The organism is Cereibacter johrii (genome assembly GCF_001720585.1).
GTDB classification, from domain to species: domain Bacteria; phylum Pseudomonadota; class Alphaproteobacteria; order Rhodobacterales; family Rhodobacteraceae; genus Cereibacter_A; species Cereibacter_A johrii.
In genome coordinates, this window is record NZ_MABH01000160.1 from 12,858 (window position 1) to 34,223 (window position 21,366).

The 21,366-nt window shown below is 69.2% G+C and carries 16 protein-coding genes; 3 read left to right on the forward strand and 13 right to left on the reverse strand.

Annotated features, from left to right (window positions below):
• The first annotated feature begins 1 nt into the window (after nt 1).
• Complete coding sequence (locus A9O63_RS14195) at nt 2-634, forward strand: 2-dehydro-3-deoxy-6-phosphogalactonate aldolase (protein ID WP_084295920.1); 633 nt, start codon at nt 2-4, stop codon at nt 632-634.
• Between the two features lie 21 nt (nt 635-655).
• Here A9O63_RS14195 and A9O63_RS14200 read toward each other — a convergent pair whose 3' ends face one another.
• From A9O63_RS14200 to A9O63_RS14255, 12 genes are all read right to left on the reverse strand, one after another.
• Nucleotides 656-1,414, reverse strand: coding sequence for a FadR/GntR family transcriptional regulator (locus tag A9O63_RS14200; protein ID WP_069332530.1), 759 nt, complete (start codon nt 1,412-1,414; stop codon nt 656-658).
• Between the two features lie 94 nt (nt 1,415-1,508).
• Nucleotides 1,509-3,308: an IlvD/Edd family dehydratase gene (locus tag A9O63_RS14205; protein WP_069332531.1), complete on the reverse strand. Its 1,800-nt coding sequence runs from the start codon at nt 3,306-3,308 to the stop codon at nt 1,509-1,511.
• Nucleotides 3,309-3,375: 67 nt separating this feature from the next.
• On the reverse strand, nt 3,376-4,692 hold the full coding sequence (locus A9O63_RS14210) for a TRAP transporter large permease (RefSeq protein WP_069332532.1): 1,317 nt from the start codon (nt 4,690-4,692) through the stop codon (nt 3,376-3,378).
• A complete protein-coding gene (locus A9O63_RS14215; protein ID WP_069332533.1) occupies nt 4,689-5,285 on the reverse strand; it encodes a TRAP transporter small permease subunit in 597 nt (198 codons plus the stop codon). The genes A9O63_RS14210 and A9O63_RS14215 overlap by 4 nt, the downstream gene beginning before the upstream one ends.
• A gap of 97 nt (nt 5,286-5,382) precedes the next feature.
• A complete protein-coding gene (locus A9O63_RS14220) occupies nt 5,383-6,405 on the reverse strand; it encodes a TRAP transporter substrate-binding protein (RefSeq protein WP_069332534.1) in 1,023 nt (340 codons plus the stop codon).
• 49 nt (nt 6,406-6,454) lie between these two features.
• Nucleotides 6,455-7,498: an L-idonate 5-dehydrogenase gene (locus A9O63_RS14225; protein ID WP_069332535.1), complete on the reverse strand. Its 1,044-nt coding sequence runs from the start codon at nt 7,496-7,498 to the stop codon at nt 6,455-6,457.
• On the reverse strand, nt 7,498-8,265 hold the full coding sequence (locus A9O63_RS14230) for an SDR family oxidoreductase (RefSeq protein WP_069332536.1): 768 nt from the start codon (nt 8,263-8,265) through the stop codon (nt 7,498-7,500). The genes A9O63_RS14225 and A9O63_RS14230 overlap by 1 nt, the downstream gene beginning before the upstream one ends.
• Complete coding sequence (locus A9O63_RS14235) at nt 8,266-9,480, reverse strand: mandelate racemase/muconate lactonizing enzyme family protein (RefSeq protein WP_069332537.1); 1,215 nt, start codon at nt 9,478-9,480, stop codon at nt 8,266-8,268. It lies immediately after the preceding gene.
• 205 nt (nt 9,481-9,685) lie between these two features.
• Complete coding sequence (gene dgoD, locus A9O63_RS14240) at nt 9,686-10,834, reverse strand: galactonate dehydratase (RefSeq protein WP_009563532.1); 1,149 nt, start codon at nt 10,832-10,834, stop codon at nt 9,686-9,688.
• 810 nt (nt 10,835-11,644) lie between these two features.
• Entirely contained in the window at nt 11,645-12,253 is a 609-nt protein-coding gene (locus A9O63_RS14245) for a hypothetical protein (RefSeq protein WP_009563530.1), read from the reverse strand.
• Between the two features lie 100 nt (nt 12,254-12,353).
• A complete protein-coding gene (locus A9O63_RS14250) occupies nt 12,354-14,006 on the reverse strand; it encodes a peroxidase family protein (protein WP_069332538.1) in 1,653 nt (550 codons plus the stop codon).
• Nucleotides 14,003-15,322 (reverse strand): cytochrome P450, encoded by a 1,320-nt coding sequence (locus tag A9O63_RS14255; protein ID WP_069332539.1) that lies wholly within the window; start codon nt 15,320-15,322, stop codon nt 14,003-14,005. Before A9O63_RS14255 ends, A9O63_RS14250 begins: the two co-directional genes overlap by 4 nt.
• 520 nt (nt 15,323-15,842) lie before the next feature.
• Here A9O63_RS14255 and A9O63_RS23440 point away from each other — a divergent pair.
• Both A9O63_RS23440 and A9O63_RS14265 read left to right on the forward strand, forming a co-directional pair.
• The gene (locus A9O63_RS23440; RefSeq protein WP_235836992.1) at nt 15,843-17,687 is read left to right on the forward strand and encodes a hypothetical protein; all 1,845 of its coding nucleotides are present in this window, start codon (nt 15,843-15,845) and stop codon (nt 17,685-17,687) included.
• Complete coding sequence (locus tag A9O63_RS14265; RefSeq protein ID WP_069332541.1) at nt 17,687-18,721, forward strand: substrate-binding periplasmic protein; 1,035 nt, start codon at nt 17,687-17,689, stop codon at nt 18,719-18,721. Before A9O63_RS23440 ends, A9O63_RS14265 begins: the two co-directional genes overlap by 1 nt.
• 127 nt (nt 18,722-18,848) lie before the next feature.
• On the opposite strand, the gene A9O63_RS14270 is transcribed toward A9O63_RS14265, so the two are convergent.
• A partial coding sequence (locus A9O63_RS14270) for an indolepyruvate ferredoxin oxidoreductase family protein (protein WP_069332542.1) occupies nt 18,849-21,366 on the reverse strand: 2,518 nt, incomplete at its 5' end.

Sequence of the window (21,366 nt, forward strand, 5' to 3'; positions counted from 1 at the left end):
GATGGCGATGTCGCCCTGGCCGAAGCTGAAGCGCGATCTGGTCGCAATCCTGCGCGGGATCCGCCCCGAGGAGATCGAGCCGATCCTCGAGCGGCTGATCGAGGCGGGATTCGAGGCGATCGAGATCCCGCTGAACTCGCCCGATCCCTTCGTCTCCATCGAACGGGCGGCGAGGCTCGCGCCCGCGTCCGTCATGATCGGGGCGGGGACCGTCCTCACGCCTGCGGATGTGGACCGGCTCGCCGGCTGCGGCGGGCGGCTCCTCGTCAGTCCGAACGTCGACGGGGCGGTGCTGGACCGGGCGGGCGAGCTGGGCCTCGTCTCGATGCCCGGCATCATGACCCTGACCGAAGCCTTCACGGCGCTCCGCCACGGGGCCTCGGGGCTCAAGGTCTTCCCGGCGGGAGTGCTCGGCCCGGCAGGCATCGGCGCCATGCGGGCGGTGCTGCCGAAGGCCACCGTGATCGGCGCCGTGGGCGGCATCGACGAGACGAGTTTCGCCGCCTACCGGGCGGTGGGGGTTTCGGCCTTCGGGCTCGGCTCCAGCCTCTACCGGCCCGGCATGACGGCCGATGAGGTCGCGGCCCGGGCACAGTGCAGCATCGCCGCCTTCGACGCGGCCGCCACGGGCTGACCGGGCGCCGCCGCGGAGGGGTCAGCTCCCGCGGTTGGAATACATGGCTTCCATGTCGCGGCGCGCGTGCCTGAGCAGGGTCTGCATCGCGGTTCGGGCGGTCTCGGGCTGGCGCATCCGGATCGCCTCGAGCACCTTCTCGTGCATCCCGATCGCCTCGTGGAAGGACTGGCTCGCCCGGTTGGTCTTGCGGAAGCTCGCGAGCAGCGCCGCCCGGATCGCGATCCCGAACTGCGCGAAGACCCAGTTGCCGCTCGCGCGGTTCAGCGCGGTGTGGAACGCGAGATCGGCGATGCTCCAGGCCTCGTCATCGCGGCCGTCCGACTTGCGCATCGCCTCGAAGGCGCGGGTGATCTCGACCAGCGCCTCATTGTCCGCGCTGGCGGCGGCGGCGGCGGCGGCGGCCGGTTCCAGCACCTCGCGCGCCTGCATCAGCGCATCGTAGAAGGCGAAATCGTTCGGCTGGGCGAGGGCCGCGTCGAGGACGACCGGATCGAGCATGTTCCACTGGCTGCGCGGCAGGACCGTGGTGCCCGCGCGGGGCCGCGAGCGGATGAGGCCCTGCGCCACCATGTGCTGCATCGTCTCGCGCAGGGTGGTGCGGCTGACGCCGAAGCGCGCCATCAGGTCGGCCTCGCTCGGCAGGGTCTTGCCCTCGGCCAGTTCCCCCGAGACGATGGCGCTGACGAAGTCGCGCAGGCAGGTCGACATCACGCGCCGTCCCTGCCGTCCGGCCCCCTCGGTCAGCGTCATCTCCGGGTTCGTCTTCGCCTCGTCCATTGCTTCGTCTCCTCCCCGGCCTGTCGCACGTCCATCCCGGTTGCCGGTGACATCTACATGGGGTCCGGCGCCGGCGGGGATAAGGCCGGGCCGGTCAGTGGTTGTTGCGCGCGAGCGCCTTGCGGGCGAGATCGTGGAACCCGTCCGCGCCGTCAAGCACCATGCCCTGCGCAAGCTGCCCCGTCAGGTCGCGGAAGATCGCCTGCCAAGGGGTCTGGCTGGGCGGCATCGCATAGCCGCCGGCCTCGGCCAGGGCTGTCCTGCGGGCCTCCAGCTCCTCGTCCGGCAGCAGCACATCGACCCGGCCGCGGCGCAGGTCGACGCGGATCCGGTCGCCGTTGCGCAGAAGCGCGAGGCCTCCCCCCGCCGCGGCTTCGGGCGAGGCGTTGAGGATCGAGGGCGAGCCCGAGGTCCCCGACTGGCGGCCGTCGCCGATGCAGGGCACGGCCGGGATGCCGCGCTTGAGGAGATAGGCGGGCGGGCGCATGTTCACCACCTCGGCCGCGCCCGGATAGCCCAGAGGCCCCGCGCCGCGCATCACGAGCACCGCATCCTCGCCCATCCCCAGCGCCGGATCGTCGATCACGGCATGGAAATGCTCGGGTCCGTCGAAGACGAAGACCGTGCCCTCGAACGCCTCGGGGTCGTCAGGATCGGAGAGGTAGCGGGCGCGGAAGTCGGGCGAGATCACGCTCGTCTTCATGATCGCGCTGTCGAAGAGATTGCCCGACAGGTTGATGAAGCCCGCCTCGTCCTTCAGCGGTTCGACCACCGGGCGGATCACGTCGGTCTCGAGGCTGCGCATGGCGCCCGCTGAGAGGGGGGTGCCGAAGACGGTGGGCGCCTCGGGATGGGGCAGCAGATCCGCAGCCATCAGTTCGCCCAGCACGGCCGGCACGCCGCCCGCGCGGTAGAAATCCTCGCCGAGATAGGTGCCCGCGGGCTGGAGATTGACGAGAAGCGGCACCGCATGGCCGAGCCTCTGCCAGTCGTCGTTGTCGAGCGCCACGCCGGCATGACGTGCCACGGCGTTGAGGTGGATGGGCGCGTTGGTCGAGCCGCCGAGGGCCGAGCAGGCCACGACGGCATTCTCGAAGGCCTCCCGCGTCAGGATGTCGGAGGGGCGCAGATCCTCCCACACCATCTCGACGATGCGCCGGCCGGTCGCGTGCCCCATCTGCCCGCGCTCGCGGTAGGGGGCGGGGATGGCGGCGGAACCGGGCAGCTGCATGCCGAGCACCTCGGCCAGACTGTTCATGGTCGAGGCCGTGCCCATCGTGTTGCAATAGCCGACCGAGGGGGCCGAGGAGGCCACGAGCTCGTAGAAGCCCTCCTCGTCGATCTCGCCCCGCGCCAGAAGCTCGCGCGCGCGCCAGACCGCGGTGCCCGAGCCCGCGCGCTCGCCCCGGTGCCAGCCGTTCAGCATCGGGCCCACCGAATAGGCGATGGCGGGGATGTTCACCGTCGCCGCCGCCATCAGCAGCGCGGGCGTGGTCTTGTCGCAGCCGATGGTCAGCACCACCCCGTCGATCGGATAGCCGTGCAGCGCCTCGACGAGGCCGAGATAGGCGAGGTTGCGGTCGAGGCTCGCCGTCGGGCGCTTGCCCGTCTCCTGGATCGGATGGACCGGGATCTCCATCGGGATGCCGCCCGCCGCCGTGATGCCGTCGCGCACCCGCTTGGCCAGTTCCACATGGTGGCGGTTGCAGGGCGACAGGTCGCTGCCGGTCTGGGCGATGCCGATGATCGGTTTGCCGCCCTGAAGCTCGGCCCGGGTCAGGCCGTAGTTCAGATAGCGCTCGAGATAGAGCGCCGTCATCTCCGGATCGTCGGGATTGTTGAACCAGAGCCGCGAGCGCAGCTGGTCGGGGGTGATCCGGGGACGTTGGGTCATGGGGAGGTCTCTGTGGATGGGCCGCGGAAGGGTCGGGCGGGGCGTGTGTGCCCCGCCCGCGCCCGGGTCAGTAGATGGCGATGCCGGGGAAGAGGATCATCACGGCGAGGGCGAGGATCTGCAGCCCGATGAACGGCAGGAGCGCCTTGAAGATGTCGCCGAGCGAGATGTCGGGCGGGGCCACGGACTTCAGGTAGAAGGCGGCCGGGCCGAAGGGCGGCGACAGGAAGCTCACCTGCATGTTCATGCAGAAGAGCACGCCGAACCAGACCGGATCGAGCCCGAGCGACTTCACGATGGGCACGAAGATCGGCATGGTCAGAAGCGCGATCCCCACCCAGTCGAGGAAGGCCCCGAGCACGAAGAGGATAGCCATCATCAGCAGGATGATCACCGTCGGATTGTCCGACACGCCGGTGATGAGGCCCGAGACGAAGCTGATGCCGCCCATCAGGTTGTAGACGCCCACGAGCGCGGTGGCGCCGATGCCGATCCAGACGATCATGCCCACGGTGGCCAGCGTCTGCATCGCGCTGTCGCGCAGGAAGGCCCAGCTGAACTCGCCCCGGATCAGCGCCGAGAGCGCAACACCCCCCACGCCCACGGCCGAGGCTTCGGTCACCGAGGCGATGCCGCCGTAGATCGAGCCCAGCACGAAGACCACCACCATGATCGGCAGGATCAGGCCCTTGAGGAGGCGCAGCTTCTCGGCCGTGGGGATCGTCTCGACCACCGGCGGCGGCGCCACGCCCGGCTTGAAGTAGGACATGACGAGCACATAGACGACATAGAAGCCCGCCAGCATGACGCCCGGGATGAAGGCTGCCGAGAACAGCGACCCGATCGAGACGTTGGCGGTCAGCCCGTACATGATGAGCACGATCGAGGGCGGGATCATGGCGCCGAGCGAGCCGCCCGCGCAAACCACGCCGATGGCGAGGTTCTTGTCGTAGCCGAGCCGCAGCATCTGCGGCAGCGCCAGAAGGCCCAGCAGCACGATCTCGCCGCCGATGATGCCCGACATGGCCGCGAGGATCACCGAGACGAAGATCGTCTGGACCGCGACACCGCCGCGGATCCGTCCGCCGATCAGCTTCATCGCGTCGAACAGGTCGCGCGCGACGCCGGAGCGGTCAAGCATCGCCGCCATCAGCACGAACATCGGCACCGAGACGAAGATGAAGTTGTTGACGAAGGTGTAGATGCGGCTGGTGATGAGGCCCACGGCCATCGGCCCGTATCCCACGAGGGCGAAGATCAGCGCGACAAGCAGGGTCACGAAGGCCAGCGGCATGCCGGTCAGCAGCAGCACGACCATCGTGCCGAACATGATCAGCGTCGAGGGGCCGATGCCGAGGGCGGCAAGATCGACGAGCGCGTTCATGACTTGTCCCCGGTGCGGTGGGAGCCGGACCGGCGGAGCTGGTTCCAGGCGAAGAGGGCGAATTGCACGGTCATCACGATCATGACCACGAAGAGGAAGATCTTGGTCCAGGCGGGGATCGCCGGGTTCCAGGCGCTGCCGGAGCGTTCCAGCCGGATCTCGCCCGAGGGGGCCCAGACCGACTTGGCCACCATCAGCCAGGCGGCCCAGGCGAAGAAGCCCGAGGCGACCATGCTGGCGGTCGAGATGAAGACATCGAGCCAGCGGCGCGCCGGAGCGGGCATCAGGTCATAGAGCAGCACCACCCGGATGTGGCTGTCGCGCGAGGCGCAATAGAGCCCGCCGAAGAGGAAGGCGAGCGCGCAGAGGAAGGTCGAGGCCTCGTGCGCCCAGATCGTCGGGCGGTTGAGGACATAGCGCAGGAACACCTCCATCAGCAGCATCAGCGCGGCGATCACGATGCCGGCGGCGAAGAGGAATCCGAGGCGTTCGACGAGCCGGCCCACGACGCCCGCCTCCTGCGGGACGCCGAGCGGGGTCTCGACGGGCAGCTCCTGGACATGGTGTCCGGTCTGGTCTTGGGGATGTGTCATGGGGGTCTCCCGAGCCTTGAGCGCGACCGGAGGGCATCCCCGATCGCAGGCGTCACCGGTCCGGCCGGCGCGGGATCCGCGCCGGCCGGGCGCCGTCTCACTCGGCCATCAGGCCCTTGTCCGTCAGATGGGCCACGAGCGTGTCATAGACCTTCTGCGCCATCTCGGACTGGCTGGCGACCTTCTCCCACTCGCCGCGGGCGATGCCCCGGAACTTGGCGCGTTCCTCGTCCGACCAGTCGTGGACCGTGATCTTGCCGCCGGCCTTGGCGGCCTCGACGGCCTCGAGATCGCGCTGGTGCAGCGTGTCGATCTGGGTCTGCTGGAAGATCTTCTGCGCCTCGGTGATCTTGGCCTGCAGCTCGGGCGTCAGCGCGTCCCACTTCTGCTTGTTCATCGACACTTCGACGAGCGGCAGCGAGTGGAAGCCCGGATAGACCGGATGCGGCGCGATATCGTTCATCCCGGTGTCCTGGTTGACCGAGAAGACCGAATAATCGGCCGCGTCGATCACGCCCTTGTCGAGCGAGGTATAGACCTCGGACGAGGGCAGGTTGACCGGGTTCGCGCCCGCGGCGGCGAAGACGTTGGCGATCAGCCCCTCGGGCGAGCGGACCTTCACGCCCTTCAGATCCTCCACCGTGTCGAGCGGCACCTTCGAGACGAAAGCCTCGAGGCCCGGGGTCGAGACGCCGATGAACTGGAGCCCGTAGGGGTTGATGAGCTCGTTCATCAGCTCCTTGCCGCCGCCGTTCTCGACGAAATCGATCATCTGCGCCGGGTCCGCCCAGGCGCCGACCGGGTTCGCGATCAGGCCGAAGGCCGGGTCGCGGCCGGCGAAATAGGAGGTGTCGGTGATATGGCCGTCGATCAGCCCGGCCTGGATCGCGTCGGGCGTCTCCTTGTAGTCGACGATGGTGCCGACCGGCATGAGCTCGATCGTGACCTCGCCGTTGGTCAGCTCCTTCACCTTGTCGGCGAAGACATGCTGCAGCTCGAAGTTCGGGTTGCCCGCCGGGTCCGAGGACTGGAAGCGGAAATGGTGCTCCTGCGCCATTGCGGCCGAGCCGGCGGCGAGGGCTGCAACCAGCGCGACGGCGGTTGAAGTCAGGTAATTCATCAGGTCTCCTCCCTTTCTGAATGCTCTTCTGAGCTGTGGCCCGTCCCCGTCACGGGGGCGGGAAAGCGATCTGCACCTTCATCGCCCGGCTCTTGTCCGAGGCAAGCGCGAAGGCGTCCGCGGCCTCTGCCACGGGCAGCACCCGGGTGAGCAGCGGCGACACATCGATGCGGCCCGACGCGATGGCCCGGGCGGCGGTGGCGAACTCCGCGTCGAAGCGGAAGCTGCCCTGCAGGCGGATCTCGCGGGCGACGAGCGCGGTCACGGGCAGCGGGACCTCGGGGCCGAGGCCCACGGCGACCAGAAGGCCCTGCGGGCGCAGCACCCGGAGGGCCGCCAGAAGCGCGGGCGGGGCGCCCGAACATTCGAACACCACGTCGATCCGGCCCTTGCCTTCCGCGAACGGATCGAGCGCCTCGGGCTCGGCCGCAAGGTCGAGCACCCTGTCCGCGCCCACCGCGCGGGCGGCCGCGAGCACGGGCGCCGCGATGTCGGAGGCCACGATCTCCTCGGCCCCGGCCGCGCGGGCGGCGAGGATGGTCAGGCAGCCGATCGGGCCGCAGCCCGACACCAGCACCCGCTTGCCGATCAGGCTGCCCGCGCCCGCCACGGCATGGAGGCAGACGGCCAGCGGCTCCGACATGGCGGCGAGCGCGAGATCGGTCTCCGCGGGCAGGCGCACGGCCTGCGCGGCGGGCAGCGTCACCGCCGCGCGAAAGAGGCCCTGCTCGTGCGGAAAGCGCATGGCCGATCCGTTGAAGCGCATGTCGAGACAATGGTGCGCGAGGCCGCGCCGGCAATAGTCGCAGCTTCCGCAGGGCCGCGAGGGATTGACCGCCACGCGGTCGCCCTCGCAAAGATTGGTCACGCCCGCGCCGAGCGCCGTCACGATGCCCGAGACCTCGTGGCCGAGCGCCATCGGCTCGCGCAGCCGCACGGTGCCGAAGCCGCCGTGGTGATAGTAATGCAGATCCGAGCCGCAGATCCCGCCGTGGCTGACCGCGACGCGCACCTCGCCGGGGCCGGGATCGGCCGCCGCGGCGATCTCGTCGAGCCGCAGGTCGTGGGGGGCGTGGAGGACGAGCGCCTTCATCACAGCACCGAGATCATGCCGCCGTCGGCATAGATGATCTGGCCCGAGACATAGTTCGAGGCGTCGGACGCGAGATAGATCGCGGTGCCGGCCAGCTCCTCGGGCAGACCCCAGCGGCGCATCGGCGTGCGGGCCTTGACCCAGCCGTCGAACTCGGGATTGGCCAGCAGCGCCTCGTTCATGTCGGTGACCATGTAGCCCGGGCCGATGGCGTTCGACTGGATGCCCTTCTCGCCCCATTCGGCCGCCATGGCCTTGGTCAGCATCTTGATGCCGCCCTTGGCCACCGTATAGGGCGCGACCGTCGCGCGGGCGAGCTCGGAGGTCAGCGAGCCGATGTTGATGATCTTGCCGCGGCCGCGCGCGGCCATGCGCCGCGCCGCCTCGCGCCCGATCACGAAAGAGGCGGTCAGGTTGATGTCGATCACCCGCTGCCAGTCGGCGGTGTCGAGCTCGAGCATCGGCTTGCGGAACTGGATGCCCGCATTGTTCATCAGGATGTCGACCTCGATGCCCTCGGCGTCGAGCCTTTCGAAGGCGGCCTTGATCGCGGCCTCGTCCGCCACGTCGAAGGCGGCGGTCAGCACGTCGAAGCCTTCGGCCCGCATCTCGGCCGCGGCCTCCTCCAGCCGCGCCGCATTGACGCCGTTCAGGATCACCCGCGCGCCGGCGCCGGCCAGGCCTTCGGCGAAGGCGCGGCCCAGCCCGCGCGAGGAGCCGGTGATGAGCGCCGTGCGCCCGGTCAGATCGAAGAGTTTCAGCGACATTCAGGCGGCCTCGGACAGACGGTGGGAAAGGTCGGAACGGTCGAAGAACTGCGGCACGAGCTCGGTCCCGAGCCCGGGGCCTTCCATCGGATAGACAAAGCCGCCCTCGATCCGCGGCACTTCGGTGACCAGCTCGCGGTACCAGCCTTTGTAGAAGGCGCGCACCGATTCCTGGATCAGCGTGTTGGGCTGGCTGATCGACATGTGGATGGCTGCGGCAAAGCCCACCGGGCCGATGCAGTCATGCGGCGCGAAGGGGCGGTGGTAGGTGTCGGCCATGGCCGCGATCTTGCGGCCCTCGGTCAGCCCGCCGGTCCAGCAGAGATCCGCCATCACCACATGGGTGGCATCCCGGTCGAGATACTCCTTGTAGGCAAAGCGCGAGCCCAGCGTCTCGGAGGCGCAGGTCCAGGTCGTGGTCGAGCGCGCGAACTCGGCCAGCGCCTGCGGCGAATTCATGCGGATCGCATCCTCGAACCAGCGCGGCTGGTAGGGCTCGAGCGCCCGGGCGATGTCCATGGCGACCGGCAGGTTCCAGAGGCTGTGCATCTCGACCATGATCTCCATCCGGTCGCCCACCGCCTTGCGGATCAGCTCGAAGGGACGGATCGCGGTCTTCATCTGCTCGGCCGTGATGAACATGCCCTTGTTCTCGATCGCCGCCGGATCGAAGGGCCAGATCTTCATGGCGGTGATGCCGTTCGAGAGCAGATCCTCGGCAAGCTCCCCCGCGCGGGTCATGAAGGCGTCGAGATCCTCGTGGGGCGAGGGCGCCTCGGCCCCTCCCGCGGCGAGGTTCCAGGTGTCGACCGGCTTGATCTTGTTCGTCCGCACATAGCGGGTGCCGGCGCAGGTGTTGTAGATCCGCATCCGGTCCCAGCTCTGGCCGCCGAGCATCATGTGCACGGGCTGGCCCGCCACCTTGCCGAAGATGTCCCACAGCGCGATATCCACCGCCGAGGCCGCGCGATATTCCACCCCGGTCGAGGCCTGCGCATTGGGCAGCGACACCATCTCCTTGTGCAGGAGCTCGATGTTCAGCGGGTTCTGCCCCAGCAGGCGGACGGCGAGCGTATTGTGGATATGGGCCTCGCAGGCCTCGGCGCCGTAGAAGGTCTCGCCCAGCCCCGTGACGCCCGCGTCGGTCTCGACATGGACCCACAGAACGTTCGCGAATTCCTCGACCCGGTAGGTCCTGATCGCGGTGATCTTCATCCGTCCTCCTCCGGAACGGCCCCTCCGGCCGTCCATCCTCCCCGAAGCCCGCAACGCAGGCCTGTCTCCACCAGCGGGGGCACCTGGCCTCTGCCGGCAGTCTTCGTCTTCTAGGCCGTCACCCGACAGTCGCGCCGAGGCCGGTCAGCCCGTGCCTGAGGCCTCCGCACGTCGAACCCGCCGCCCGGTGCCGGGGGGTGCGGCCTCACCATTCCGCCACCGACCCGTCCGCGTGGCGCCAGAGCGGGTTGCGCCAGCGGTGGCCGGTCTCGGCAGCCCGAAGGACGGCGGCCTCGTCGATCTCGATGCCGAGGCCGGGCCCCGTCGGGATCTCGACCGCGCCGGCCTCGTAGCGGAACACCGACGGGTCCACGAGATAATCCAGCAGGTCGCTTCCGGCGTTGTAGTGGATGCCCAGGCTCTGCTCCTGGATGAAGGCATTGTGCGAGACCGCATCGACCTGCAGGCAGGCCGCCAGCGCGATGGGTCCGAGCGGGCAGTGGAAGGCCACGCCGATGTCGTAGGCCTCGGCCATTGCCGCGATCTTGCGGCATTCGGTGATGCCGCCCGCGTGGCTGAGGTCGGGCTGGATGATGTCGACGCAGCGCGTCTCGAACACGCGCTTGAAATCCCAGCGGGAATAGAGCCGCTCGCCCAGAGCGATCGGTGTCGAGGTGCCGCGGGTGATCTCGGGCAGGGCCTCGAGATTCTCCGACAGCACCGGCTCTTCGATGAACATCAGCCGGAAGGGATCGAGGGCATGGATGAGCACCTTGGCCATCGGCTTCTGCACCCGGCCGTGGAAGTCGACGCCGATCCCCACATGCGGCCCGACCGCATCGCGCACGGCGCCGATGGTCTCCACGATCCGGTCGATCTTGTCGTGCCCGTCGACGATCTGCAGCTCTTCCGCCCCGTTCAGCTTGATCGCGGTGAAGCCGCGGGCCACGGCCTCGCGCGCGCCCTGGGCCACATCCTCGGGGCGATCCCCGCCGATCCAGGAATAGACCCGGATCCGGTCGCGGCAGGCGCCGCCCAGCATCTGATGCACCGGCAGGCCCGCCGCGCGGCCCTTGATGTCCCACAGCGCCTGATCGATGCCCGCCAGCGCGCTCATCAGCACGGGACCGCCCCGGTAGAAGCCGCCGCGGTAGAGCACCTGCCAGTGGTCCTCGATCCTGAGCGGGTCCTGCCCGATCAGATAGTCGGCCATCTCGTGCACCGCGGCCTCGACCGTCAGCGCCTTGCCCTCGACCACCGGCTCGCCCCAGCCGACGATCCCCTCATCGGTCTCGATCTTCAGGAACAGCCAGCGCGGCGGCACGATGAAGGTCTTGAGCGCGGTGATCTTCATGATGGCGACTTCCTCCGGCGAACCCGGACGGTCGCCTCCTCCTGCGCAAAACTAATAGTATTAATTGCGATAGTAAATAGCAGAATTTCGCAGGTGAGGAGGTGAGGAGGTGAGGAGGTGAGGAGGTGAGGAGGTGAGGAGGTGAGGAGAGTGAGGAGGTGAGGAGGCAAGCAGGCAAGCAGGTGGGCGGCCACGGGAGCGGTCGGCGGCGGCCGCGACGGTGTGGGTATGACAGCGCGCGCCCTCCGCATCCGGCACGGATGACGGACGGACATCGGTGTGCAGGAGGCCGGGACCTCCCGTTGGTTCTGGCGAGCGGGTGAAGGCCGGCATACGTCGGACGATCCGCGCGTGCGACGTCAGGCCGGCCGCTGCCTTGTCGCCCGGGACCTCCCGTTGGTTCTGACGAGCGGGTGAAGGCTGGCGTGCGTCGGACGATCCGCGCGTGCGACGTCAGACCGGCCGCCTTGTCGCCCGGGACCACGGTCGCAGCGGTGCGGCCTTGCGAGGGGCTTGGTCGCACGAGACGGCCAGAGTTGCCCCGTCTCTGGGCAGATGGGCGCAGGATGTCGGTCCGGGCCTTCCCACCGGCGCTGTCGGGCGTCCGGGGTCTGGCGGTGTTGCGGGGAGAGAGAGGACCCAAGGGACTGTAAGGGGGCGGCATGAGCTTGGGCGTCGGACCGACTCAGAAGCCCGAACCGCTGCGCCGTTACCCACAGGGGTCGCCATGCCGCTTGCGGAGTGGCGCCACCGCTTCGGGATCCCCTGTGTCGGAGCGGCAGTGCCAGGTCCGCTCCGGTTCTTCGGGCCTCAGAACACCGGGGCGGTGGGCGGCCGCTTGCCGTCCTGCACCTGCATGTTCACCTCGTAATCGAGCGGGCGGGTGGTGATGACCCGCAGGCGCCCGTCGGAGATGCTGATGGAGTAGAGGCCGGCCGTCGCGCCCTTGGGGGGGATGCAGGAGGCCGTCTCGCCGACGCGCCGCGTGTTCGTGTCGACGGTTCTGAACCGGCTGTTCGCGTAATCGATGTTGGCCTTCGTCATGCGTGCGGTTCCGATCGCTCGGCCGAAGCCTGCCTCGCTGTCCTTCACGCAGGCTCCGTGATTGCCGACCTTCCGGCTCGTCACATCGTCATAGTGACAGGACCCGTCCGCCGCCTTGCTCCACATCTTGTGGGCATAATGGAATACGCCATTCTCGTATTTGATGAAGGCGAGCGCGAGGCACTGGTAATGGCCGCCGATCCGCCGGGTGGCCTTGCTCACCGTCCTCACCTCCCCGTAATAGACGGGATCTCCGGGATCGGTCGCCCAGAACTTGAGGCGCGCGGCGATGGCATCCGGATCGGTGATCGTCTCGGCGCCCGCCGTCGTCGCGCCGAGGGCCAGCAGGGTCAGTGCCACTTTCAGTCTGAACATTGCGTCCTCCATCGCATGACTGCCAGATCTGTGCTCGAGTGAGGTGTCGTGAACTTCGGGATCAGGGCGCAGGCCGGCGCGATCCGGGATCCCGCCTTGTCTAGAACGCCGAGAATCTGCGGCGCCAATCGGGCCGTGTCATGCGGACATCCTCTGCCCTGATGTCGGATGGCGCGGTCGGGCCGAGGTTGCGCACGAGAACGTCCCAGAGGGTCCCCGTCGCCTCGATGACCTCGAGCCCGTAGCCGGTGAATGTCTCCTTGCAATAGACCTGCCTGGACAGGAGCGGATTGTTGAGCGCCTGGGAGAAGGCATCGAGCGCCACCATGGCGCCGAGGAGCGGCGGCATCGGCGTGTTCAGACCGGCATCCTCGGCGAAGAGTCCGACATAGAAGTCGACCGCCTCGGGCGTCCCGTAGAGCGCCCGGAGCTCCTCCTGCCGCGCCCGGTCGCCGGTCATGCAGTCGAAATCGTCGACGGGGTTCATGCCCATCGCTTGGCGATAGGCATTGTAGCCCGGCAGCCGGCGCGCCCGGTTCTGCTCGATGGCCCGGGATTCCACCGTGAGCCGGTTCTCGAGATAGATCGCGGTATTGTGCAGCCCGAGGCGGGCGGCCGGTGTCTGGCCGGCCCATTTGAACGCCTTCGCGAGCCCCGCCTCGATGAGCTTCCTGTTGTCGAGCAGGATGGCGGCGGTATCCATCCGCTCCCCGTCCCACAGCATCGTCTCCGGCACCAGCGAATGCCAGCGATAGAGCAGGGAGAATTCGACCGTCATCCAGTTCGGCTTGTTCCAAGGGGCGTTCCAGGCCACCCGCGGATCGGCACGGAGCCGGAAACAGGCCGAGGAGATGTGATTGATATATTCCTCGATCACGATCTTGATGAAGAGAACGATCACGATGTTGCGCGCCGTCTCGAATATGCGGGTGTCGTCCCAGCCGGGGTTGCGCCGCTCCAGTTCGGCGGCAAGGCGGTTGTGCTCTCGCAGAAACAGCGTGTTCAGCATCGCGACGAGCGCGGTCGAGTTCACGCGGTCGCCGCCCACCGCAAAGAGCCTGCGCCGCGAATGCTCGCCCGCGGCCCAGGGCGGATCGGCATTCATCCCGAGCGGCAGGTCGAGCAGGGCCGTGCCGTGGGCATCCGCGAAATCGGCGGCAATGTCGCTGGTGCCGGTCCGGTAGAGATCCGGCGGAAACTCCTCGTCCCCGATCCACTGCGACTTCAGGCGGCCCTTTCCGCGGCCCTGATCCGGGGCCGCCCTCAGCGCCAGGGTCTGGGCGGGGGTGCGGCCGTAGAGCGGTGACAGGTCGATGTCGTGATTGGATGTGGTCCTTGCACGATCGGTGCTGCTGGTGCGCAGGAAGCCATCGGTGAGATATTGCGCGAAGATCGGGAACAGCAGCGTCGACTTGGGGCATTGCTGCTGCGGTCCCTGCGGCGCGAAGAGCGCGGTGGTCTCCGCGAGCGAGGGGCCGTCCCGCGCGGCTGCGGGCAGGGGCGGTATCATCCGGCCGAGATAGGTCCGGTCGGTGAGGGAACTCCAGGAGGTGTAGTCCCCGAGCGTGCTCATGGCATGGGGACGGAAGGCGGCGGTGTTGCAGGCGGTGTTGATGATGAGGCGATTGACCAGCCGGGCGAGCGGGGGAACCCGTTCGACCGTGCGCCAGACCGGCGCGAAATTCTGCAGCAGGAAGACCCGCAGGCGAGGGACGAGCTTGTCCCGGCGCTTGCTCCGCATCGCGGCGGTCAAGCTGTCGGCTCCGCCGTGCGCGACCTCGCGGCCGGCGCGGCATCTGCGGCAGGGTCTTCCCTGCTCCATGTCACGGTGAGGTGCTCGGGGAATGGGCCCCCGGCGAAGTCGATCAGGCCGGCCCCGCCCGCGGCGCGGGCAAGGCCCGGCAACCGCAGGATCTGACGGACGGCCTCGGGGATCGACACCCGGGCCACATGGCCGCCCAGGCACTCGTGATGCCCCATGCCGAAATGCAGGTAGGAGTTGGCCAGCCGGGTCGCGTCGAAACGTTCCGGATCGGGCATCAGCGCGGGGTCGAACATGGCAGAGCCGGTGCAGACCGCAAGGACGGTGCCCGCCTTGGCCGCCGTCGCATAGGAAGTTCCTTCCCCCAGCACGCGGTCCTGTTCGAGATGGCGGAACTGGATGGTCGTGATCGGATTGAAGCGAAGGGCCTCGAAGACATGGGCGTCGAAGCCGGCGACGTCTCCCTCGGCATCGGCGGCGAGGGCCGCCGCGCGCCAGTCGTCGTGGGCGAGGAACTGATCGACGATCTGTACGATGGCCTGCGAGCTCGTTTCGATCGCGCCGACGAGCAGTCCGCAGACATTGCTCAGCACGCGGTCGGCGGACAGGCCCGTCGCCGGCAGGCTGCTGATCTCGATGAGCCGGCTCACCGTGTCGTCGCCGCCGGAGGACCCGGCCGCCCGCTTCCCGGCCAGAAACGGGTCCAGCCAGGCCCGCATCTCTGCGCCGGCCTCGTGGCAGCGCGCCAGCACGTCGCCGTCGAAGGGCGCATTGCGGAACATGCCGTGCTGGGTCGCGAAGGACCAGCGCAGCATCGCCTCGGCCGGCGCATCGAAGCCGAAGAAGCGCTGGACGATCGCAAGCGGCACGGCGCGTGCGATGGCCGGCACGATGTCGAGGCTCGGCGTGGCGACGCCCGCTTCGGAGGCGCGCGCGATGGCGGCCCGGCTCACCTCTCCGGCGAGCGCCCGCGCGCGGGGAAGGTCCTCCCAGCGCAGAAGGGCCTGCATCAGGCCTTTCTCCTGCCAATTGATGTGGGTCTCGTCGCGGGCCAGCATGAACGGGCCCACGGACGGATCCATGGAGCGGCGATTGGCGCGCACCGAATAGAGGGAGGGCTGGGCGAGGATCGCCAGCACATCCGTTGCGCGGGTGATCATGGTGAAGGCAGAGGTGGGAAGGATCGGCCGGTTGGCGCGCAACTCCGCGTACATGCCTGACCAATCGGAGCGCAACCATCTGATGACCACGCCGACCTCTGCCGGCGGACTGTCTGCGGTTGCGTCGAACTCGGCAAGAAACGTCATGCGTCACTCCCGATGTCAGCTTTCGCCAGAACCCGAGGATACCATGTTCGGCAGGCAATGACACGAAGATGTTCGAGGATCGGGTCGGCCTCTCGGCCTCTTTCGAGCGCTGTCCCTCGACGGCTGCAGGAGGAGGCAAAGCCGGATGACCCGACAGGGGATCGGCGACAAAGAGGTATCCGGGCCGCCACATTTCCGAGAGACGTCGCACCGAAGCCGGAGATGGCAACCGGTGCCGACCGGTCGGTGCTGCCGCAGGGAGAGCCGGTAGCCGCTGTGCAGAAGGCGCCTGAGGGGCCCTCCGCGCGAGCATCCTGTCGGGGTTTTCCACCTTCCGTTGCGAATCCTGCGTTTTCCGCATATTCTTCTCGGATTGGCTAGGAGGACGAGGCATGCGCGCTTTCATCCTGACCCTGATCTCCGTTTATCTGCTGGCGGGTGCCGTTCATTCCCAGACCGCCTGCAATCCTGCCGTCCAGCAGTGCCGCTGAGTCCTCCGCGAGGCGACTGAGAGGCAAACATGTCCAGTGTCGTGGCGCTGCTTGTCGGGGCAGCGGTGGTCGTCCTTTTCTCTTACGACCGGTTCAATCGCGCGAGCTACGAGACGGGGCGGCAGCTCGAACGTCTGGTCGATCTGCTGACGCCCGAGAAGCTGCGCGCCCGCCGGATCATCCTGCGCGCCTATTTCTTCTATGCGCTGGCGATGCTCGCGATCTATTTCTTCCTCTGCGCCTATGCCGAGTTGCTGCCGCAGCTGGGCGCGACCGGGCTTCCCGCACCCGAGACCGCGAGCCCGCTTCCGGGCAGCGACGGCGCGGCGGGCGCGCTGGGCATCGATCCCGCCACGTCGCTGACCATCGCGCTGATCATGGTGGGGCTGGCCCCGAGCTTTCCGGTGCTGCAACGGTTCGAGATCTGGATCCGGCTGATCGGGCACAGTCTGGCCGGGATCCCGACCCGCATCGTCGAATGGGCCGACGAGCTCAGCCGCCACACGCTCGAGCTTGAACCCGAGCGGGACAATACCCTCATGATCCCGAGGAACGATTGGGAGCGGATGCGACGCTACGAGCGGGCGGCACGGGATCATGTGCCCGAGCCGGACGACTTCCGCAGCGACATGGCGCTGATCCTCGCCACATCGTCCTGGCTGTTCGGACGCCGGATCAAGCTCGACAATCCCGCCGTCCGCGAGCGGTTCGATGCGGTGGAGACGGCGCTGCGCCGGCGCAAGGACGCGCTGCTTCTCGACCTCGACGAACAGGCGCTCGAGATCGAGCGGGGGCAGCCCGATGATGCGGCAGAGGAGGCCAAGGGCCCCACCGTGTCGCGCGCCGTCACCTGGGCGCGGCTGGCGAAAGACGCCGATCAACTGGCCTATGACATCTGCATCCTGCTCGCGCTTTACGTCGAGCATGATGTCATCACGCTCACGGCGCAGCCGGACCCGCCGCCCGCGACCGGCCAGGAGGAGAAGGGCGAGGCGCGCCGGCTGGTGCGCCAGCAGGAGCTGGCGCGCGCCCGGCTGAACGCCTTCCTGACCTCGGGGCTGGGCGACGCACCTTTGGCGAAGGGGCCACGGTCGCTGGTGCTGCTGCCGTGGCTGTGGACGACCGGCCTCGTCGCGATCGTGGCGCTCTGCTGGAGCATCTTCCCCGGCAGATACGAATACGAGATGCAGCAGGGAGAGTGGGCGAGCGCCGCCTTCCGCGCCTTCACCTACCTGACATCGGCCCTCATGACCTATGCGGTGCCGATGATCCTCGCGCTGGCCCTGCGCGACGCGGCGCGGTTTGCGGGCCGCTGGAACAACCTCTGGACCTCGCACTGGACCGTCAGCCTGCCTCAGGCCGTCATCCTCGCGGGCCTGAGCTGGCTGATCGCGCTGGCTTGCTTCCTGGGCCTCGTGCTCTGGACGGCGGCGATCAGCAAGGGCTGGGCGCAATCCCAGAATGCGGCGTTCGAGACGCTGAAGCTGTCGCTGCTCTACAACGGTCCCACGGCCCTGCGCGGCGCGGTGCTCGCCCTCATGGTCCTGCTCTTGATCGACGCGCGGGACGCCACCCTGCATCCGGTCTCGATCCTGCGCAGCTTCGCCTGGGCCGGCGCGGGCGCGCTGGTCATGGCGCTCGCCGGCGGGGCCACGCGCACGGTCTCGAGCCTCGCCATGCTCGGCCGGTCGGGGCGCGCGGGGCTCGATGCCGTCGATCTCGGCTTGATCTGTTATGCGATGATCCAGAGCCTGCTGATCGGTGCCCTCGTGCTGTTCTGCCTCTCGGAGGCTCTGCGCCAGCGGCAGCAGGCCGAGCAGCTGCACCGGCACCGGATCCTCGGCACGCATCGGAGCCGGGCGGCGTGGAGCTGATGCGCCTTCTCTTCCTCCTGCCGCTGCTCGCCGTCGCGAGCTTGGGCGCTGCGGCCCGGGGCGACGCCCAGACCGACCTCCGCCTCGCGGTGCGCGCCGATGTCCCGCCCTTCGTCTGGAAGGACGCGGACAGCGGCGAGTTCAACGGCTTCTTCTGGGACATCTGCACGGCGGCGGTCATCCGTGCCGGCTACCGGGTCGGGCAACCCGTCGAGATCTCCGCCGACCGGCGCGCGGCCTTCCTCGCCACCGGAGAGGGCGGCTTCGACATCCTGTGCGATCCGGTCACGATCACGCTCGCCCGGCTGCGCGCCCTGAACGACCGGGCGCCGAACCTCCAGTTCTCGCCGATCCTCTTCTTCGCGGCCGGGTCGTCGGCGATGCGCGGGGGGCGCGGCATCCGTTGGCTCGACGAGGAGGTGGCCGAGCAGAAGCCGTGCGAGGCCTTCATCCGAGAGGCGGAAGGCGCGGCCGAGGAGGGCGCCGCCACGGACTGGTGGCCGCCGCGCTTCACGCCGCAGATCCTGAAGGGCATGCAGATCTGGGGCGTCGTGCGGGGCACCACCACGGAGCGGACGGTGCGCAGGGCCGCGGAAGCCGAGACGGGCACCCGGATCTGCCTGCGCGACTTCGAGAGCCACGCCGCGCTGGTGCAGGCCTTCTGCACAGGCTCCGTCTTCCGCTACTTCGGCGACATCGACATCGTGCGCGCCTCGATCCGGACCTGGGAGAAGAGCACGGGGCAAGATTGCACGGCGGATCTCGCACCGGCGGGGCCGGGTGTGGTGCCGGTCGCCGACAGCTACGAGCCCTATGCGCTCGTGGTGGCGCAGACGCCCGCCCACCCCAACCTGCCGAGCCAGATCGCCCTCGAACTCTACGGCATGTTCAGCGACGGCACGATCGACCGGCTCTATGCCGGCCATTTCCGAAGCGTCGAGCCGATCGAGGATCTGCGCACCCTCTTCCGGATCAACGCCGTGCCCGCAGGCTGCAACTGCGATGAGGCCGCGACCGGGGCGGGCGGGCGCTAGGGCGCGGGTGCGAGGCCCGCGGGCCTTCGCGCAGAAGGAGTCCCATCGCGGATCCCTTGCCTTGAAGGGGCCGCAGGACGAAGCCCGCAGGCCCCCTTCTCACACGAGGCCTGTCCGCCGATGGCGTTCAGGCGCGGGCGGCGCCCCATTCCGCCTGCCAGCGGGCGAGGTTGGCGGCCTTGACGGGCCCGAACCCCCGCACCGTCAGGACGGCGGCGGCCTCCTGCGTGGCGGCCGGCAGATCCTCGGGCGTCAGTGCCGCCAGCAGATCCTCCATGCGCCCGATGTAGCGTTCGCGCAGGGCCCTTTCGGCCCGGCGCTCGTGGCTTTGGCCGAAAGGGTCGAACGGCGTGCCGCGCAGCCGTTTCATCCGGGCGAGTAGGCGGAAGCCGTGCCGCATCCAAGGCCCGAAGCGGAGCTTTGCGGGGCGGCCGGTGCGCGCGTCGGTCCGGCCGAGGAACGGCGGCGACAGATGGTAGACGAGCCTGTAGTCGCCCTCGAACTCGCGGGCGACCGAGGCGCCGAAGGCCGGGTCGATATGCAGCCGCGCGACCTCGTATTCGTCCTTCCAGGCCATGACGTGGTGGGTTCCGCGCATCAGCGCCCGCAGGAACTCCTCGGCGCCCGTCCAGCCCTGCACCCGGGCCGCGGCCCTGTCCACGAGGCGCCCGAAGCGCGCGGCATAGGACGCGTCCTGCCACTCGGTCAGATGGCGCACGAGCCGGTCGCGCAGCTCGGCCACCGTGGGCTCGGCGGCCGGAGGCGCGGGCGCGAAGGCCTCGGGCCGGGCGGCAAGCAGGCGCCCGGCGCGGAAGGCCGACAGGTTGCGCTCTGCCGCGCCGCCGTTCAATTGGATCGCCTGGAGGATCGCGCCCTCGGACAGGGGGATCAGGCCGAGCTGAAAGGCATGGCCGGTGAGCAGGATGTTCGCCGCGATGGCGTCTCCGAAATGGCGCAGCGCGAGCTCGGTGGCGGGCACCGTCTCCAGACCCGCGCCCGCCCGGCTGCGGAGCTGATCCATCGCCCGCCCGTCCTTCAGTGGCGCCGTGGAATGGCGCACGAAGCCCGCGGTGGGCGTGACGTGACGGTCGGCCACGACGCGCGTCCGGCCCGGATCGATGCAGGCCAGCCCCTTCGGAGCCGCCGCCGCGACGCTGTCGAAGGCGAGGACGGCATCGGCCTCGGCCAGTCCGATCCGGGGGGCGTGCAGCGCCCCGGCGTCGGTCGCGAAACGCAGATGCGCCATGACCGCGCCGTTCTTCTGCGCGAGCCCGGTCTGGTTCAGCACCTGCACCGCCAGCCCGTCGAGATGGGCGGCCTGCGCGAGGATGGCCGAGACGGTGATGACCCCGGTGCCGCCGATCCCGGCCAGAAGCAGCGCCTGCGCGGGCCCGGCCGTCGCGGCCGCGGGCGGGGGGAGGTCTTGCCCGAGATCGCCGGGCAGGGGGGCCAGCTGCGGCCGGCGCTGGCCGCCCTCGATGGTGACGAAGCTCGGGCAGAACCCCTTGAGGCAGGAGAGATCGGCGTTGCAGGCCGACAGATTCACCTGCCGCTTGCGGCCGAGATCGGTCTCCAGCGGCTCGATGGCGATGCAGTTCGACTGCACCGAGCAGTCGCCGCAGCCTTCGCAGACACCGGGATGGATCATCACCTGCGCTGCGGGCCTGGGATGGCTGCCCCGCTTGCGGCGGCGGCGCTTCTCGGCGGCGCAGACCTGATCGTAGATGATGCAGGTGACGCCCTCGACCTCGCGCAGGCGGATCTGCTCGGCCTGCAGACGGTCGCGGTGCAGCACCTTCACTCCGGCCGGCAGCCGGCCCTGCCACTGCCCCGGCTCTTCGGCGATCACCACAAGCTCGCGCACGCCCTCGGCCCGGATCTGGTCGACGGCCGCGGGCACGGTGAGCGCCCCGTCGTGGGTCTGCCCGCCGGTCATGGCCACGGCATCGTTGAAGAGGATCTTGTAGGTCGCATTCACCCCGGCCGCCACCGCCGCCCGGATCGCGAGCAGGCCCGAGTGGAAATAGGTCCCATCGCCCATATGGACGAAGACATGCCGCTCGTCGGTGAAGGGCGCATGGCCGATCCAGTTCGCCCCTTCGCCCCCCATCTGGGTGAAGGTCTCGACGTTGCGGTCCATCGCCACCGCCAGCATCGAGCAGCCGATGCCTGCGGTGGCGCGGCTGCCGTCCGGCAGCCTGGTCGAGACCGAATGCGGGCAGCCCGAGCAGAAGTAGGGCTCGCGGAAGGGCAGGCTGGGCACGGGCGCCGGAGCCGCGGGCAGGTCGATGGGCGGCAGGCGCAGGAAGGCCGCGAGCACGGGCACCAGCCCCGCCGGGTCGAGCTCGGCCGTCGAGGAGATCAGGGGCGCGCCTTCGGGCGTGGTCTTGCCCCAGATCCGCGGCCGGGCGCCGGTGCGGTTGTAGAACTGCGCGCGGATCTGGTCCTCGATCACCGGGCGCTTCTCCTCGATCACGAGGATCTCCTCGAGCCCCTCGGCGAAGCGGTCGAGCGTCGCGGGCACCAGCGGCCAGACGAGCCCCACCTTCAGAAGCCGCAGCCCCGCCTCCTCGGGCGAGATCCCGGCGCGGGCGAAGGCGCCCGCGAGATCGCGCCACGCCTTGCCCGCGGCCACGATCCCGCGC

Coding starts and splice junctions, on each gene's coding strand:
- A9O63_RS14265 (WP_069332541.1), top strand. CDS start 17,687: ATGCGCCTTCTCTTCCTCCTGCCGCTGCTCGCCGTCGCGAGCTTGGGC.
- A9O63_RS14225 (WP_069332535.1), bottom strand. CDS start 7,498: ATGAAGGCGCTCGTCCTCCACGCCCCCCACGACCTGCGGCTCGACGAG.
- A9O63_RS14200 (WP_069332530.1), bottom strand. CDS start 1,414: ATGGACGAGGCGAAGACGAACCCGGAGATGACGCTGACCGAGGGGGCC.
- dgoD (WP_009563532.1), bottom strand. CDS start 10,834: ATGAAGATCACCGCGCTCAAGACCTTCATCGTGCCGCCGCGCTGGCTG.
- A9O63_RS14210 (WP_069332532.1), bottom strand. CDS start 4,692: ATGAACGCGCTCGTCGATCTTGCCGCCCTCGGCATCGGCCCCTCGACG.
- A9O63_RS14205 (WP_069332531.1), bottom strand. CDS start 3,308: ATGACCCAACGTCCCCGGATCACCCCCGACCAGCTGCGCTCGCGGCTC.
- A9O63_RS23440 (WP_235836992.1), top strand. CDS start 15,843: ATGTCCAGTGTCGTGGCGCTGCTTGTCGGGGCAGCGGTGGTCGTCCTT.
- A9O63_RS14230 (WP_069332536.1), bottom strand. CDS start 8,265: ATGTCGCTGAAACTCTTCGATCTGACCGGGCGCACGGCGCTCATCACC.
- A9O63_RS14235 (WP_069332537.1), bottom strand. CDS start 9,480: ATGAAGATCACCGCGATCAGGACCTACCGGGTCGAGGAATTCGCGAAC.
- A9O63_RS14220 (WP_069332534.1), bottom strand. CDS start 6,405: ATGAATTACCTGACTTCAACCGCCGTCGCGCTGGTTGCAGCCCTCGCC.
- A9O63_RS14215 (WP_069332533.1), bottom strand. CDS start 5,285: ATGACACATCCCCAAGACCAGACCGGACACCATGTCCAGGAGCTGCCC.
- A9O63_RS14255 (WP_069332539.1), bottom strand. CDS start 15,322: ATGACGTTTCTTGCCGAGTTCGACGCAACCGCAGACAGTCCGCCGGCA.
- A9O63_RS14245 (WP_009563530.1), bottom strand. CDS start 12,253: ATGTTCAGACTGAAAGTGGCACTGACCCTGCTGGCCCTCGGCGCGACG.
- A9O63_RS14195 (WP_084295920.1), top strand. CDS start 2: ATGGCGATGTCGCCCTGGCCGAAGCTGAAGCGCGATCTGGTCGCAATC.